The sequence below is a fragment of the Labedella phragmitis genome (genome assembly GCF_004078635.1).
Lineage (GTDB): Bacteria > Actinomycetota > Actinomycetes > Actinomycetales > Microbacteriaceae > Labedella > Labedella phragmitis.
In genome coordinates this window covers 423888-438844 of record NZ_RZNB01000002.1, presented here as the reverse complement: position 1 = coordinate 438844, position 14957 = coordinate 423888, and the positions used below count along the sequence as shown (strand labels likewise).

The 14957-nt window shown below is 69.1% G+C and carries 15 protein-coding genes and 1 tRNA gene; 5 read left to right on the top strand and 11 right to left on the bottom strand.

From position 1 onward, the window contains the following. Positions 1-5 precede the first annotated feature (5 nt). Genes ELQ90_RS06770 through ELQ90_RS06760 form a run of 3 tightly spaced genes read right to left on the bottom strand, consistent with a single transcriptional unit; the run spans position 6 to position 2703 of the window. Positions 6-944, bottom strand: coding sequence for an FKBP-type peptidyl-prolyl cis-trans isomerase (locus ELQ90_RS06770; RefSeq protein WP_128494507.1), 939 nt, complete (start codon positions 942-944; stop codon positions 6-8). A gap of 53 nt (positions 945-997) precedes the next feature. Next, positions 998-2023 (bottom strand): tRNA (adenine-N1)-methyltransferase, encoded by a 1026-nt coding sequence (locus ELQ90_RS06765; protein WP_128494506.1) that lies wholly within the window; start codon positions 2021-2023, stop codon positions 998-1000. Then, positions 2020-2703 carry an HAD family hydrolase gene (locus ELQ90_RS06760; protein ID WP_128494505.1) on the bottom strand — a complete coding sequence of 228 codons (684 nt, stop codon included), beginning with the start codon at positions 2701-2703 and terminating at the stop codon, positions 2020-2022. The genes ELQ90_RS06765 and ELQ90_RS06760 overlap by 4 nt, the downstream gene beginning before the upstream one ends. An 82-nt stretch (positions 2704-2785) precedes the next feature. On the opposite strand from ELQ90_RS06760, the gene ELQ90_RS06755 reads away from it, so the two are divergent. Then, positions 2786-3670, top strand: a complete 885-nt coding sequence (locus tag ELQ90_RS06755; protein ID WP_128494504.1) for a PAC2 family protein — start codon at positions 2786-2788, stop codon at positions 3668-3670. A gap of 37 nt (positions 3671-3707) precedes the next feature. Here the strand turns inward: ELQ90_RS06755 and mshC are convergent, their stop codons facing one another. From mshC to ELQ90_RS06740, 3 genes are all read right to left on the bottom strand, one after another. Continuing rightward, complete coding sequence (gene mshC / locus ELQ90_RS06750) at positions 3708-4970, bottom strand: cysteine--1-D-myo-inosityl 2-amino-2-deoxy-alpha-D-glucopyranoside ligase (protein WP_128494503.1); 1263 nt, start codon at positions 4968-4970, stop codon at positions 3708-3710. A gap of 62 nt (positions 4971-5032) precedes the next feature. Continuing rightward, the gene (locus tag ELQ90_RS06745; RefSeq protein ID WP_128494502.1) at positions 5033-5887 is read right to left on the bottom strand and encodes an undecaprenyl-diphosphate phosphatase; all 855 of its coding nucleotides are present in this window, start codon (positions 5885-5887) and stop codon (positions 5033-5035) included. A gap of 19 nt (positions 5888-5906) precedes the next feature. Then, positions 5907-7235: a M20/M25/M40 family metallo-hydrolase gene (locus ELQ90_RS06740; protein ID WP_128494501.1), complete on the bottom strand. Its 1329-nt coding sequence runs from the start codon at positions 7233-7235 to the stop codon at positions 5907-5909. A gap of 99 nt (positions 7236-7334) precedes the next feature. Between ELQ90_RS06740 and ELQ90_RS06735 the strand changes: the two genes are divergently transcribed. Continuing rightward, positions 7335-7421 (top strand) — tRNA-Leu (locus tag ELQ90_RS06735). A 209-nt stretch (positions 7422-7630) separates the two neighbouring features. Here the strand turns inward: ELQ90_RS06735 and ELQ90_RS06730 are convergent. Further along, on the bottom strand, positions 7631-9460 hold the full coding sequence (locus ELQ90_RS06730) for a DEAD/DEAH box helicase (protein ID WP_243696045.1): 1830 nt from the start codon (positions 9458-9460) through the stop codon (positions 7631-7633). A 79-nt stretch (positions 9461-9539) separates the two neighbouring features. On the opposite strand from ELQ90_RS06730, the gene ELQ90_RS06725 reads away from it, so the two are divergent. Further along, on the top strand, positions 9540-10352 hold the full coding sequence (locus tag ELQ90_RS06725) for an SGNH/GDSL hydrolase family protein (protein ID WP_128494500.1): 813 nt from the start codon (positions 9540-9542) through the stop codon (positions 10350-10352). On the opposite strand, the gene ELQ90_RS06720 is transcribed toward ELQ90_RS06725, so the two are convergent. Further along, entirely contained in the window at positions 10291-11181 is an 891-nt protein-coding gene (locus ELQ90_RS06720; protein ID WP_128494499.1) for a TrmH family RNA methyltransferase, read from the bottom strand. The genes ELQ90_RS06725 and ELQ90_RS06720 overlap by 62 nt on opposite strands. A 100-nt stretch (positions 11182-11281) precedes the next feature. Between ELQ90_RS06720 and ELQ90_RS06715 the strand changes: the two genes are divergently transcribed. Continuing rightward, the gene (locus ELQ90_RS06715) at positions 11282-12133 is read left to right on the top strand and encodes a Sir2 family NAD-dependent protein deacetylase (RefSeq protein WP_128494498.1); all 852 of its coding nucleotides are present in this window, start codon (positions 11282-11284) and stop codon (positions 12131-12133) included. Positions 12134-12140: 7 nt separating this feature from the next. Here ELQ90_RS06715 and ELQ90_RS06710 read toward each other — a convergent pair whose 3' ends face one another. Beyond that, positions 12141-12737: a hypothetical protein gene (locus ELQ90_RS06710; RefSeq protein ID WP_128494497.1), complete on the bottom strand. Its 597-nt coding sequence runs from the start codon at positions 12735-12737 to the stop codon at positions 12141-12143. Further along, the gene (locus tag ELQ90_RS06705) at positions 12734-13627 is read right to left on the bottom strand and encodes an alpha/beta fold hydrolase (RefSeq protein WP_128494496.1); all 894 of its coding nucleotides are present in this window, start codon (positions 13625-13627) and stop codon (positions 12734-12736) included. The genes ELQ90_RS06710 and ELQ90_RS06705 overlap by 4 nt, the downstream gene beginning before the upstream one ends. A 102-nt stretch (positions 13628-13729) precedes the next feature. Here ELQ90_RS06705 and ELQ90_RS06700 point away from each other — a divergent pair, with 102 nt between their 5' ends. Further along, positions 13730-14431 carry a 3'-5' exonuclease gene (locus tag ELQ90_RS06700; RefSeq protein ID WP_128494495.1) on the top strand — a complete coding sequence of 234 codons (702 nt, stop codon included), beginning with the start codon at positions 13730-13732 and terminating at the stop codon, positions 14429-14431. A 124-nt stretch (positions 14432-14555) separates the two neighbouring features. On the opposite strand, the gene ELQ90_RS06695 is transcribed toward ELQ90_RS06700, so the two are convergent. Further along, positions 14556-14807: a type B 50S ribosomal protein L31 gene (locus ELQ90_RS06695; protein ID WP_106564402.1), complete on the bottom strand. Its 252-nt coding sequence runs from the start codon at positions 14805-14807 to the stop codon at positions 14556-14558. Between the last annotated feature and the right edge of the window lie 150 nt (positions 14808-14957).

The following is a 14957-nucleotide window of genomic DNA, read 5'->3' as shown; positions in this document are numbered from 1 at the left end:
CCCGCTCAGCCGATGCCGAGGATGTCGACGACGAAGACGAGGGTCGAGCCTGCCGGGACGGGACCCGTCTCGGCGTCTCCGTACCCTTCGGACGGCGGGATCACCACGACGACCTGGGAGCCGACCTGCGCTCCCACGAGCGCCTCGGCGAAGCCCGGCACGACCTGGTCCGTCGTGAACTGGGCGGGCGTGCCGCGGTCCCACGAGGAGTCGAAGATGGTGCGCTCGTCCCACAGCGCGCCCGTGTACTGCACGGTGACGAGGTCACCCTCTTCGACCGTCTCACCGTTGCCCTGCAGGAGGGTCGCCTTGCGGAGGTCGGCGGGGGGATCGTTCGTCGGGATCGTGAGGCCGGGCGTTCCGTCCGCCGCGGTGACCACCGACGGGAGACCGGGCGTCGTCACGGGGACGGGGATGCCGTTCGCCTTCGCGAGGTAGCTCCGGCGCACGTCCATGACGGCGAGGATCGTGTCGTCCTCCTCGATGCCGAACTGCGGGTTGCCGCCAGACGGTCCGAACGCGTCCTCGGGCGACATCGCCACCGCGACCCGGGAGCCGGCGGTGGCGCAGACGAGGCCCTTGGCCATGCCCGGAAGCAGGTTCGCGGGGGCGAAGATCGTCGGGGCCTCGGCGTCGTAGGCCGACTGGTTGACGACCTCCCCCGTGCGACCGTTGAGCAAGGTGTAGTCGAGGACCACGAGCTCGTTCTCGAGAACGACCTCGCCATCGCCCTCGATGAGGGTCGAGCGTTCGGTGGTCGAGGCGTTGAGTCCGCGCGGAGCGTCCACCGTGGGAGCCGTTCCGAAGTCGCCGGACGCCGTGATGACGTCGGAGATGCGGCCGGACGACGCCTCGGGCTCGCAGGACTCGGCCGGCGAGCTGCAGGCCGTGAGCGTGATCGCTGCGAGTCCGACGGACAGGAGCAGGATGGGTGCCTTACGCACGGTACCTCGATTCGGTGCGGACGGGCCGACGGCCCCGGGATGCGCGGTTCAGTTTAGTCGGCGTCGGAGTCGCGCTCGGACACGCCGTCGCGAGAACGGATGAGATCGGCGCTCGCAGCGGCCGCGCGGACGCGCTTCCGCAAGCTCTTCGGACTCGAGACCCGCTCGCCGAGTGCTCCCGGCGTCCACAACTCGACGTCCTCGTCCGAGAAGTCGGTCTTCGACGGGCGGCGCTTGAGCTCCGGAAGGACAGCGCCGTCGGCGAGCCGTCGAGCGGTCAGCAGGAACCCCGTGTGGCCGATCATGCGGTGGTCCGGACGCACAGCGAGTCCCTCGACGTGCCAGCCCCGCACCATGGTCTCGCTCGACGCCGGGTCCGTGAACCGACCCGTCGCGCGGATCGCCTCGGCGACGCGCGAGAGCTGCGTCACCGTGGCGATGTAGCAGAGGAGCACGCCCCCGGGTGTGAGGGCGTCGGCGACGGCGTCGACGCACTCCCACGGCGCGAGCATGTCGAGGACGACACGATCGGCCGTGCCGCTTCCCACGACGGACGGGAGCCGTTCCACCAGATCGCCGACCACGACATCCCATGACGTCGGGTCGTAGCCGAAGAAGCTCGCGACGTTGTCGCGCGCCACGTCCGCGAACTCCTCGCGCCGCTCGAAGGACGTGAGGTGCCCGCGCTCCCCGATCGCACGGAGCAGCCAGATGGAGAGGGCTCCGGAACCGACGCCGGCCTCGACGACGCGCGCGCCGGGGAAGATGTCCGCCTGGGCGAGGATCTGGGCGGCGTCCTTCGGATAGATGATCGCGGCCCCGCGCGGCATCGACATGACGAAGTCGACGAGCAGCGGCCGCAAGGCGAGGTACTCGACCCCCGCCGTGTTGGTGACGACGGAACCGTCGTCGAGCCCGATGAGATCGTCGTGGTTGATCATGCCGCGGTGCGTGTGGAACACCTTGCCCGGCTCGAGGCTGATCGTGTGGAGCTTGTTCTTCGGTCCGGTGAGCTGGACGCGGTCACCCACACGGAAGGGTCCCGAGTTGCGGACGCGCTCACCCTCGAGGGCGGTCATCGCCGGCCCGCCGACGCGGGACGCGACCCGAATGCTTCGGCGATGCTCTCGGCGGTGCGACCCGCGAGGGTCGACCACGTCACATGCTCGATCGACTCCGGAATCGAGACGGCGTGGGGTACCGCGATCGCGACGGCGCCCGAGGCGACGGCCGAGGCCAGCCCCGTGCGGGAGTCCTCGATCGCGACACAGCGCTCGATGTCCACACCGAGCCGTGACGCGGCCTCGAGGTAGGGGTCCGGATGCGGCTTCGGACGAGTGACCTCGTCTCCCGTCACGAGCGTCTCGAAGGAGTCGAAGCCGATGCGCTCGACGACGTGCTCGGCCATCGCCCGCACCGACATCGTGACGAGGGCCGTCCGAACACCGGCCCGCCGGAGGTCCGTGAGGAGTTCGCGGGCACCCGGGCGGAAGGGGACGCCCTCGGCGGTGATGCGCGCCATCACGACACCCGTCAGGTGCGAGACGATGTCGTCGGCGAGCATGTCGACGCCGTGCGAGCGGAGCGTCTCGGCGGAGTCCCAGAGCCCGGCGCCGACGAGCGACATCGCGTCCTCGTACGTCCAGGTCTTCCCGAAGGACTCGACGAGATCGGTCTCGGCCGAGATCCAATAGGGCTCGGTGTCGACGAGGGTCCCGTCCATGTCCCAGAGGACGGCATCGGGCAGCAGAGTAGTCACGGGGTTCAATGCTACCGGTTGAGCGAATGCGCCTATCCTGGAGTGATCGATCGGCCAGACGGCTGCGGAAGGGCTGGTGCACGTGACGGCTGAAGTCGAAGCGTTCTCGCGGGGGCGCGTCCTCGTCGTCGCGTTCGAGGGCTGGAACGACGCCGGCGACGCGGCGACGGGTGCCGTCCGGTTGCTCCGGGAGCAGCTCGAACTCGTGCCCCTCGCGTCGGTCGACCCCGAGGACTACTACGACTACCAGTTCACGAGACCGACGATCGCCGCGAACGACGACGGACGCCGGGTGCTCCGGTGGCCCGGATCGACGCTCTACGGACCGGCCGTCGACGCCGGTGAGGGACCGTCCGTCTATCTCCTCCTCGGGATCGAGCCGTCGCGCAGCTGGAAGAACTTCACGGCCGAGGTGCTCGACGCCGCCCTCGCCGTCGACGTCACCGCCGTCGTGCTGCTCGGCGCGATGCTCGCTGACGTCCCGCACACACGCCCCATCTCCATCTTCACGACGAGCGAGAATCCCGACGTCCGCCGGGCGCTCGCCGTCGAGCGGTCGACCTACGAGGGACCGGTCGGCATCCTCACCGTGATCTCCGACGCCGCAGAGGCACTCGGTCTGCCGACCGTCTCTGTCTGGGCGTCCGTCCCCCACTACGTGCACAACGCGCCGTCGCCGAAGGCGGTTCTCGCCCTCGTCGACAAGCTCGAGGAGCTCGTCGGCATCGAGATCGATCGCGGCGAGCTCATCTCCGACTCGGCCGAGTGGGAGCAGGGCATCGACGCCCTCGCCGAGGAGGACGACGAGATGGCGACCTACATCCAGCAGCTCGAACAGGCCCGTGACACGGTAGAGTCCCCGGACGCGAGCGGCGAGGCGATCGCCCAGGAGTTCGAGCGCTACTTGCGCCGTCGTGGCGACAAGCCCGATGGCCGGAGCGGCGACGAGCCGTGGGGCAAGTCTTGACGCCGGTCAGGCCGCCGCAGCGACCGGGGGCGACCGACTAGTCCGCTGCGAGATCGATGCCGAGGAGGGCGTCGATCGCGTTCCTGAGGAGTCGCCGGTCGTCCACCCCCGATGCCGCGGCCTCATCGAGGACCGCGATCGCGGCGGGCGTGTCGAGGTCGTTGCGGAGGGCGTCGCGGACGCGCTCGAGCACGACGGTTGCCGAGAGCGCGCTCGAGCGGGCCGCGTCGTCCGCGCCGAATGCCTCGCGCCACTCGGCCAAGCGCACGATCGACGCGTCGAGACGCGCGTCGGTCCACTCCCAGTCCGAGCGGTAGTGGTGCTCCAGGATCGCGAGGCGGACGGCGCGGGGATCGACGCCCCGTTCCCGCAGCTCCGACACCAGGACGAGGTTGCCGAGCGACTTCGACATCTTCTCGCCCGCGTACGCGACCATGCCGGCATGGCTGAAGACCGCCGCGAGCGGGTGACCGGACAGTGCCGCCGCGTGACCGGCACTCATCTCGTGGTGGGGGAAGATCAGGTCGGAGCCACCGCCCTGGACGGTGAAGTCGGTGCCGAGGCGATCCAGGGCGATGACGGAGCATTCGATGTGCCAGCCGGGACGACCGGCCCCCGCAGCCGTCTCCCAACGCGGTTCGCCCTCGCGGGCAGCGCGCCAGAGGAGCGGATCGAGCGGGTCCTTCTTGCCTGCCCTGTCCGGATCCCCGCCGCGTTCGGCGCTCAGCCGCTCCATGAGCTCGCGGTCGTAGTTGCTCTCCTGCCCGAGCGACCAGACGCCCTGAGCCTCGGCCGCGGCGATGTCGAAGTACACGTCGTCTCCCATTGCCGAATCGGGAGTGTCCACCCGGTAGGCGACCCCGGCGTCGAGCAGACGGACGACGGCGTCCGCGATGGGCTCGACGACCTCCGTCACCGCCACGTAATCATCGGGAGGGAGCACACGGAGCGCGGTCATGTCGTCGCGGAAGAGCTGGATCTGATCGTCGGCGAGAGCCCGCCAATCCATACCGCGTTCGGTCGCGCGCTCGAGGAGCGGATCGTCGACGTCCGTGATGTTCTGCGCGTAGTGCACGCTGATCCCCGCGTCGAGCCACATCCGCTGCAGGGTATCGAATGCGAGATACGTGGAGGCGTGTCCGATATGCGTCGCGTCGTACGGAGTGATGCCGCACACGTAGAGCCGAGCGCGCTCACCCGTGTGCACCGACACGAGACCACCGCTCGCCGTGTCGTGCAGCAAGGGAGCGCACGGCGACCCCGGGACGGAGGGGACGACGGGACGGGACCAGGCCTGCATCCCTCCAGCCTAAGCGAGCGCGAGCGGCTCCCTGACCGGGCGGACGCCTCGCCGACCGCGTCTCAGGGCTGGATGGTGTTCGTCGCGAGGAGCACGACGAGTACGACGCCGAGCAGGATGCGGTAGACGACGAACGGAAGGAAGGAACGCCTCGAGATGTACTGCATGAAGTACGTGATGACGACGAGGGCGACGCCGAACGCGACGACGGTCGCGACGAGCGTCTCGAGTGGACCGTAGACCTCGGGAAGGCACCCGGTCGCCCCCTCGACGCACGGGTCGACGATCGACTTCGCGACCTGGTAGAGCCCGCTGCCGAAGACCGCCGGGATCGCGAGCAGGAACGCGTAGCGCGCGGCCGCCTCGCGCTTGTAGCCGAGGAAGAGTCCGGCCGTGATCGTGCCGCCCGAGCGCGAGACACCGGGAATCAGCGCGAGAGCCTGGGCGAACCCGTACACGACGCCGTGCGGGTAGGTGATCTCCGGCAGTTCGCGACGCTTCGCGCCGACGTAGTCCGCGACGCCGAGCAGGATGCCGAAACCGATGAGTGTTCCCGCGATGAACCACAGCGATCGGAACGTCGTCTCGATCTGGTCCTGGAACAGGAGACCGAGGATCACGATCGGGAGCGAGCCGATGATGATGAGCCACCCCATGCGCGCGTCCGGATCGTTGCGCGGGACGCGGCCCGAGAACGAACCGAACCAGGCGCTGATGATGCGGACGATGTCGCGCCAGAAGAAGATCACGACGGCGAGCTCGGTGCCGATCTGTGTGATCGCGGTGAACCGCGCACCCGGGTCCTCCCCCGTTCCGAGGAACTCGCCGACGATGCGCAAGTGCGCGCTCGACGAGATCGGGAGGAACTCGGTGAGGCCCTGGACGAGCCCGAGGATGATCGCGTTGACGAAGTCCACTGCTGGGCTCTCCTGACGGTCAGTACGTGGTGAACAGGTCCTCGAGGACGCGGCGACCGAAGACGAGCGATTCGAGCGGGACCCGCTCGTCGACGCCATGGAACATCGCCGGGAAGTCGACGTCCTCCGGAAGGCGGAGCGGAGCGAACCCGTAGCCGGTGATCCCGAGCCGCGAGAGCGCCTTGTTGTCGGTCCCCCCGGAGAGCATATACGGCAGCACGGACGCCTCCGGGTCGTGCTCGCGCAGCGTCGCGACGGCCGCATCGATGAGCGGCCCCGCGAACGGCGTCTCGAGACCGATGTCCTGCTGCACGATCTCGATCTCGACGTCCTCGCCGACGATGCTCCGAACCGTGTCGAGGACATCGTCCTCCTCGCCCGGCAACGTGCGGATGTCGACGAGGGCCGTCGCCTCATCGGGGATGACGTTGTGCTTGTAACCGGCGTCGAGCAGGGTGGGGTTGCTCGTCGTGCGGAGGGACGCGCGGATGAACCCCGAAGCGGTACCCGTGGCGATCGCGATCTCGTCCGGACCCGTCGTCTCCGGGTCGACACCGAGGATCCCGGCGAGCTCGCCGATGAGCGCGGATGTCGTCTCCGTGAGCCGGATCGGCCACTCGGTCCGGCCGATGGCGGCGACGGCGACGGCGAGCTTCGTCACCGCGTTGTCCTCGATGACCCGGGAACCATGCGCCGCGACACCGCGGGCACGCAGGCGGATCCAGACGAGAGACTTCTCCGCGGTCTGCATGAGGTACGCGCGCTTGCCGCCGAGCGTGATCGAATAACCCCCGACCTCGCTGATCGCCTCCGTCGCCCCGTCGAAGAGCTCCTGGCGGGTCTTCACGATGTGCTGCGAGCCGTAGACGCCGCCGTTCTCCTCGTCGGCGAAGAACGCGAGCACGAGATCGCGCTCGGGACGGCGACCGCCGCGCAGCAGGTCGCCGACCGCGGTGAGGATCATCGCGTCCATGTTCTTCATGTCGACCGCCCCGCGGCCCCACAGCATTCCGTCGCGGATCTCCCCGGCGAAGGGGTCGACCGACCAGTTACGAGGATCGGCGGGGACGACGTCGAGGTGACCGTGCACGACGAGCGCCGGCTTCGCGGCGTCGCTCCCCGTCACGCGCGCAACGACGCTCGTCCGGCCGGGCTCCGAATCGATCAGCTCCGGCTCGAGCCCGAGATCGCGGAGGTACGCCGCGACGTACTCGGCCGCCTCCGTCTCGGGCTTCGCCTTCCCCTCCCCGTAGTTCGTGGTGTCGAAGCGGATGAGGTCCCGTGCGACACGAACGGTCTCGTCGCTTTCGAGCTGGGCGGTCGACAGGGGCTCGGAGGAAGCGGGCATGCGACAACGCTACCCGCTGGTTCGCGGCGTGTGAAAACACCGTCCGATTTTCGTGCTATCGTCGTTTCTCGGCGCTCGAATAGAGAGCCGGAACAACTCGCGCGGGTGGCGGAATTGGCAGACGCGCTAGCTTGAGGTGCTAGTGCCCTATTAATGGGCGTGGGGGTTCAAGTCCCCCCTCGCGCACGTGAGTTGGAAGGCCCGGATCGGAAGATCCGGGCCTTCTGTGCTTTCTAGCGCCGCGGCAGACCGTGGAGCAGTTGCCCGACGGCAGGTACTGGATACGCGTCCGATGGTCGGGTTCGACCAAGACCGGGAACATCGCCGTCTTCCGCGGCGTGCGGGGTAGGTCCCTGAGCTTGTCGAAGGGCGGGCTGGGCACCGGATCCGGCGGGTCAGTGACTGCCGAGGCGCTTCCGGAGGTAGTCGATGCGGGCCTGGAGCTGCGTGACACTCGCTTGGGCGACGGCCGGACCACCGCATACCCGCCGCAGCTCCGCGTGGATGAGGCCGTGCGGCTCGTTCGTGTTCTTCGCATACAGGCCGACGAGGCTGTTGAGGAGACTCCGCTGCTCCTTGAGCGTGCGATAGAGCGCCGGCGGCGGCTGCTCCGCCTCCGGGGGCCGGGGCTGCTGTCTCCGCTTCCCATCGATGCGCCTCGCCTGCCGCTGGTGGCGCTGCGTGAGGAGTTCGTGGACCTGCTCCGGTTCGAGGAGGCCGGGGATCCCGATGAAGTCGAGCTCCTCCTCCGTGCCCGGCACCGCGTAGGACCCGAACTCGTCGCCGTCGAACACGACGCGGTCGAACGTCGCGTCGGAGCCGATCGCCTCGAAGCTGAACTCCCCCGTGAGCGAGTCCGACGCCTTGTCCGATCTGTTGGCGGCGTCGACCATGGCGTCCTCGGGATTCCAGAGGTCGCCTTCGGCGTCCGGGTCCTGGCGACGATCGAGGGCGTGGTCCCTGGCCCGCTCGAGCTCCGACGCGAGGGTCATGAGCTGCGGCACGTTGGGGAGGAACACGCTCGCGGTCTCTCCACGACGGCGCGCGCGCACGAATCGACCGATCGCCTGGGCGAAGAACAACGGCGTCGACGCCGATGTCGCGTAGACGCCCACTGCGAGCCGTGGCACGTCGACGCCCTCGCTCACCATCCGCACGGCCACGAGCCAGCGGGTCGTCCCGCTCGAGAAGGAGTCGATCTTCGAGCTCGCCTCCGCGTCGTCCGAGAGCACGACGGTCGGGGCCTCCCCCGTGATGTTCTCGAGGATGGTCGCGTAGGCCTTCGCCGCGAAATGGTCGGTCGCGATCACGAGCCCGCCGGCGTCGGGGATCCCGTGCCGGACCTCCGTGAGGCGACGATCGGCGGCGCGCAGGACGGACGGGATCCATTCCCCGGCGGGATCGAGCGCCGTTCGCCACGCTTGCGAGGTGATGTCCTTCGTGTTCCCCTCGCCGAGGCGGGCCTCCATCTCGTCGCCCGTGCTCGTGCGCCAGCGCATGTGGCCCGCGTAGACCATGAAGATGACGGGACGGACGACGCCATCGGCGAGAGCGCGTCCGTAGCCGTAGTCGTAATCCGTCACCGACGTGCGGATTCCCTCCCGATCGGGGAGGTAGGTCACGAACGGGATGGGCGCGGTGTCCGACCGGAACGGCGTTCCCGTCAGCGACAGACGCCGGACGGCCGGTGAGAAGGCCTCGCGGATCGCGTCGCCCCAGCTCAAGGCGTCGCCGCCGTGATGGACCTCGTCGAGGATCACGAGGGTGCGTGAGGAGGCCGTCAGGTCCTGATGGAGCGACGCGCGCATGGCGACTTGGGCGTAGGTGACGACGACACCGTGGAAGTGACGACCGACGGCGCCCGCCCGGTTGCTGAACTCGGGATCGAGGCGGATGCCCGCGCGGTGCGCCGCCTCGGCCCACTGCTTCTTGAGGTGCTCCGTCGGCGCGACGACCGTCACGCGATCGACGGTGCGCCGCGACAGCAGCTCCGCCGCGAGCCGCAAGGCGAACGTCGTCTTGCCGGCGCCCGGCGTCGCCGCCGCGAGGAAGTCACGCGGCTCCGACGCGAAGTACGCGTCGATCGCCTCGGCCTGCCACGCGCGGAGCTTGCTGACGGTTCCCCATGCCGCGCGCTCGGGGAATGCAGGCGAGAGGTGCTCTGCTGCGGCGGTTCCGATGCGAGGGCCCGACTCCCCGCCCTCCGTCACCCTGTCCGCATCCACTCGCAGTACCTTAGACGACTCTTCCGACACCCGGTGACGACCTCGCTACGCTGGGAGGACGTCCACAGAGGAGGTTCGCGTGGCGGAGACGGAAGACGAACGACTGCACCCCTGGTCGCGGTACGTGGCGCTCGGCGACTCGTTCACGGAGGGCATCGGAGACCCGGAGCCCAATGCGCCCGGCGGTCACCGCGGCTGGGCGGACCGAGTCGCTGAGGTGCTCGCGGCGGGGAACCCGGCGTTCGCCTACGCGAACCTCGCGGTGCGCGGGAAGCTCATCCAGCAGATCATGGACGAGCAGATCGAACCGGCGGTGCAGTTGCGCCCGGATCTCATCTCCATCTCGGCCGGCGGCAACGACGTCATCCGCCCCGGCACGGACCCCGACGAGATCGCCGCCAAGTTCGAGACGGCGATCGAACGACTCGCCGCCGACCGTCCGACGATCGTCGTCTTCACCGGGGTCGACGTCGGCTTCTCGCCCGTCTTCCGCAGCATCCGCGGCAAGGTCGCCATCTACAACGAGAACATCCGCAGCGTCGCGGCGAAGTACGACTGCATCGTCGCCGATCAGTGGGCTCTCACCGAGATCCAGGACCAGCGCATGTGGGCGCCCGACCGGCTGCACCTCAACGCGATCGGCCACCACACGGTCGCGCGCATGGTGCTCGACGCCCTCGGGGTCGAGAACTCGCTCGAACCGCTCAAGCCCGAGCCCTTCCCCGAGAGGACGCGGCGCGACGTGCGGAGCGACGACATGCAGTGGGCCAGGGAGTACCTCGTCCCGTGGGTCGTCCGGCGCATCCGCCACCAGTCCTCTGGCGACACGATCAGCGCGAAGCGGCCGATCGCCGGTCCGCTGGTGCAACCGGCGGACCTCCGCGAGGACTGACCCGGGACGCCCGTCCGTCGTCGGCGCGCACGCGGAGCGACCACAGCGCCACGGCGCTCGCCGAGGCGACGTTGAGCGAATCGACACCGTGGAGCATGGGGATCGTCAAGACCGTGTCGGCCGCGTCGAGGGCTGCTCGACTGAGCCCGTCGCCTTCCGTCCCGAGTGCGATCGCGAGCCGCTCCGGCGGGTCGTTCTCGAACTCGTCGAGGCCGATCGCACGATCGGACAGTGCGAGGGCGGCGACATGGAATCCGGCGTCGTCGAGAATGCGGCGCGACGTCGTCCAGTCCGGGAGCCGCGTCCACGGGACCTGGAGCACCGTTCCCATGCTGACCCGCACGCTCCGTCGGTAGAGCGGGTCGGCGCACCGCTCGCTCACGAGCACGGCGTCGGCGCCGAGGCCGGCCACCGATCGGAAGATGGCGCCGACGTTGGTGTGGTCGACGATGTCCTCGAGGATCACGACACGCCGAGCACCGTCGATGACCTCCTCGACCGATCGGAGCGGCGGGCGGTGCATCGCGGCGAGGGCGCCTCGATGCAGGTGGAAACCCGTGAGGGCCTCGAGCACGTCCGGCTCCCCGACGTAGACGGGGACCTCCGGGAAGCCCTCGAGGAGCGGCTCGACGTCGGGCAACCACTTCTCCTGCAGGAGCACGCTGCGCGGACGATGACCGGCCGCGAGAGCACGGCGGATGACCTTCGTCGATTCGGCGATGTACAGGCCGCCGGCTGGTTCGGTCTTCTTGCGCAACGTCACGTCCGTGAGCCGCGAGTAGTCGACGAGTCCGTCGAGTCGGTCACGGGAGATCCGTTCGACGAGCATGCAGAACCTCTCCGTCGCTGCACCCCGCGACAGACGTCGGAAACAAAACCGTAAGACGATGCGTTTACCATCGTGTCAGGTTCGAGAGTCGGGAGGTTCCATGTCGGCACTCGTCGAATCATCCACGGACGACACGTCCATCGCAGGCGTCGAACGAGCGATCGAACTGCTCGACGGCCGCGTGTCGGTCTTCCTGACGGGAGCCGGTGTCAGCACCGACTCCGGGATCCCCGACTACCGCGGGGAGGGCGCGCCCAAGCGCACACCGATGAACGTCGGCCAGTTCCTCCTCGACGAGGCGTTCCGGCGACGGTATTGGGCGGGATCGCATCGCGGCTGGCGGCGCTTCGCCTCCGTCACGCCGAACGACGGCCACCGCGCTATCGCCCGCCTCGAGGCCGCCGATCTGTCGGTCGGCGTCGTGACTCAGAACGTCGACGGTCTCCACGTCCGCGCGGGGTCCCGACGCGTCGTCGACCTGCACGGTTCCATGGAACAGGTGCGGTGCCTCACGTGCGGCCAGATGTTCAGTCGTGAGAGCATCGCCGAGCGCATGGTCGAGCAGAACCCCGGCTTCGACCTCGCAGAGGACGAGGAGCTCGGTCCCGACGGCGACGCCATCGTGTCGGGCATCGATTCGTTCGACATCCCTGCGTGCACGGTGTGCGGCGGGATACTGAAGCCCGACATCGTGTTCTTCGGGGAGTTCATCCCTCGCGACAAGTTCGAGGAGGCCACACAACTCGTCTCGAGCGCCGACGTCCTCGTGATCGCGGGCTCGTCACTCGTCGTGAACTCGGGCATCCGCCTGCTCGAGCAGGCGCGGCGCGCCCGCAAGCCCGTCGTCATCGTGAACCGAGGGGTCACGAAGGGCGATTCCCGCGCGACGGTCAGGATCGACGCCGGAGCATCCGAGACCCTCAGTGCGATCGCCGACGGGCTCCTGTCCTGACCGTCGGTCAGGACACTCGCCGTCGCGTCGCGAAGGCCGCGAACACTTCGAGGAGCCGCTCCGCCGCCTCAGCCCACGCGCCGGGGTCGGTCGAGTCGACATCGAGCGCCCCGAGAGCGACGACGGGCTGACGCGTCCGGCTCGCGCCGATCGCCTCCCGTTGCGACGACGACGAGGTCGTGACGATCGCGTCGGCGCGGGCGATGAGCAGCCGTGAGAGCAACGGGATCATCCGTAGCCAGGTGAGTACCCCGATGGCCGGACCCGACGTCCGCCGACGGGACAGACTCCGACGGGCATCGGCTCCGACGCCCGTCACGAGGGCGTAGCGACGGCCCGCGCTCCCCCACATCGGCGCGGGCGAGAAGACGACGTCGGGATCGACCGTGTTGAGCCCGAGCGCCGTCAAAAGCTCACGAGGGTCGTCCGGGCTGCGGAGGAGCTGCCAGGGAGCGTCCGGGAGGAGGGCTAGCTGTCGGTGGTCGGAGATGATCATCGTGACGGGCCGCCGCCGTGCGAGAGCGGCGACGATGCCCCGCGTGGCCGTCGACAATCGGTCGTCGGGATCGTCGGTCGCCCAGCGACAGTCGACGAGGATCCTCACGCCGGTCTCCGCGTCAGGAACGACTCGATGTATCCGGCCGCCGCCTCGGGGACCTCGTAGTGGATGAGATGCCCGACCGACGGGATGATCTCGAGTTCGGCGTCGGCGAAGAGCGTCGTCAACCGATGCTGGGCGGTCACGGGCGTGATGTCGTCGCGCTCGGCCGCGACGAGGAGCGTCGGCACCCTGATCCTTCCGGCCACCATGCTCACGTCGTTCGAGACCGAGGCCCTGAACGCCTCGAGCACGACACGGCGGGACGCGAAACCGGAGAAGTACAACTGGTGCTGCGCGTGGATCCAAGCCCTGAGGGACCGCTCCCGCGTCTTGGCCATGGCCTCGCTCATGACGCGCACGATGAGCCGATTGCGCAGGAGCGCGAAGCCGAGACGCTCGGGAAGCGCAGCGGCCACCCAGTAGTAGAAGACCGCGAGTCGGGTCAGGACACCGCGCGGTCCGGCGAGGGCCGGCGCGGCGATCGGGTTCACGAGGATGAGCGACGGCGTCTCGAGACCGTCCGCGACAGCCGTCGCGGCCACGATCGAGCCGAAGGAGTGCCCCAGCACGACGGCCCGGCCGCCGGGGGCGACGGTCTCCACGAACGCTCGCAACCAGCGCGAGTAGCCCTCGATGTCATGTCCGTCGACGAGGGGCTCGGACGTGCCGAAACCGGGTAGGTCGGGGGCGATCAGCCGATAGCCGCGCAGGTGGGCCACGACGGGCTCGAGTCCATGATGGTCGCCGCGGAACCCGTGCACGAGGACGAGAGTGACCGCGGCGTCGCTCGGTCCGTACTCCCACCACGCCGTGGAGGTGCCCAGCACCGGCGTCGCGTGCTCTCGGACGGGGACGCGGCGCAGGAGCGCCTCGTAGGGGGAAGTCGCGACCATGAGACCTCCAGTTTAGGGGGCACGAGGAGCCTCACCGTCCCGGCGGCCGACTCGCCCACCGAGTGACGGGTCGTCGTCGGTGGTCGCGTCTATCGTGACAACGTGGACATCGGAACAGCAACGCCCTGGTGGTCGACGCTCGGGGTCTTCGACCTCGAGACGACGGGACTCGACACCAGCACGGCGCGTATCGTCAGCGCCCACGTCGGTCTCCTCGACGCCGACGGACGCGTCGTCCGCAGTCGCGATTGGCTCGCCGATCCGGGAGTACCGATCCCCGAGCAGGCCACGGCGGTGCACGGCATCAGCACGGAACGCGCACAGGCAGAGGGTCGCCCGGCTGCCGAGGTGGTGGCCGAGATCATCGACGAACTCAACGCCCTCTTCGATGCCGGCATCCCCGTCGTCGTCTACAACGCGCCGTACGACCTGTCCCTGCTCGCTGCGGAAGCCCGGCGGCACGGTCACGAGCCCATCCACGAACCGGCTCCCATCATCGATCCGCTCGTGATCGACAAGGCCGTCGACCGGTACCGTCGCGGCAAGCGCACCCTCGCAGCGGCCGCGGGTTACTACGGTGTCGATCTCCTCTCGGCCCACGAGGCGAGCTCGGACGCGATCGCGGCCGGACGGGTCGCCCAGGCGATCGCGCGCGTCTACGCCGAGGCCCTCGACGTCGCCCCGCACCACCTCCATGGTCTCCAGGTCGACTGGTGCCGTTCGCAGGCCGAGAGCTTCCAGGACTACATGCGGCGCACGAAGGACCCGGAGTTCGTGACCTCGGGGCTCTGGCCCGTCCGCTGAGGCCCCACCTGCGAACCGGCCCGCCCGCGTTCCCGCGCCCCACGAGGATGCTCGCAGACGACGAAACGGCCGGCTCCCGGAGGAACCGACCGTCTCGATGCTCGCGGCGATCGCCGCGCGATGACTACTTGCCGAAGCTCTTGAAGCGCTGGTTGAACTTCTCGACACGACCGGCCGAGTCCATGATGCGCTGCTTGCCCGTGTAGAACGGGTGCGACTCGGACGAGATCTCGACGTCGATCACGGGGTACGTGTTGCCGTCTTCCCACTCGACCGTCTTGTCGCTCGACACCGTCGAACGCGTGAGGAACGACGCGCCCGAGGCGAGGTCGCGGAACACGACGGCGTTGTACGTCGGGTGGATGTCAGTCTTCATCGGAGGTCCTTGTTCATACGTTGTTGGGGTCGAGTGCCGGTCGTGGAGAACGACGCTCGCCGACGATCGAATCGGTGTCGGATGTCTGTTCGACCCGCAGGGCACGACGCGAAACCACGCGGGCGTGCGAGCCGACTGTCGAGTTTACCA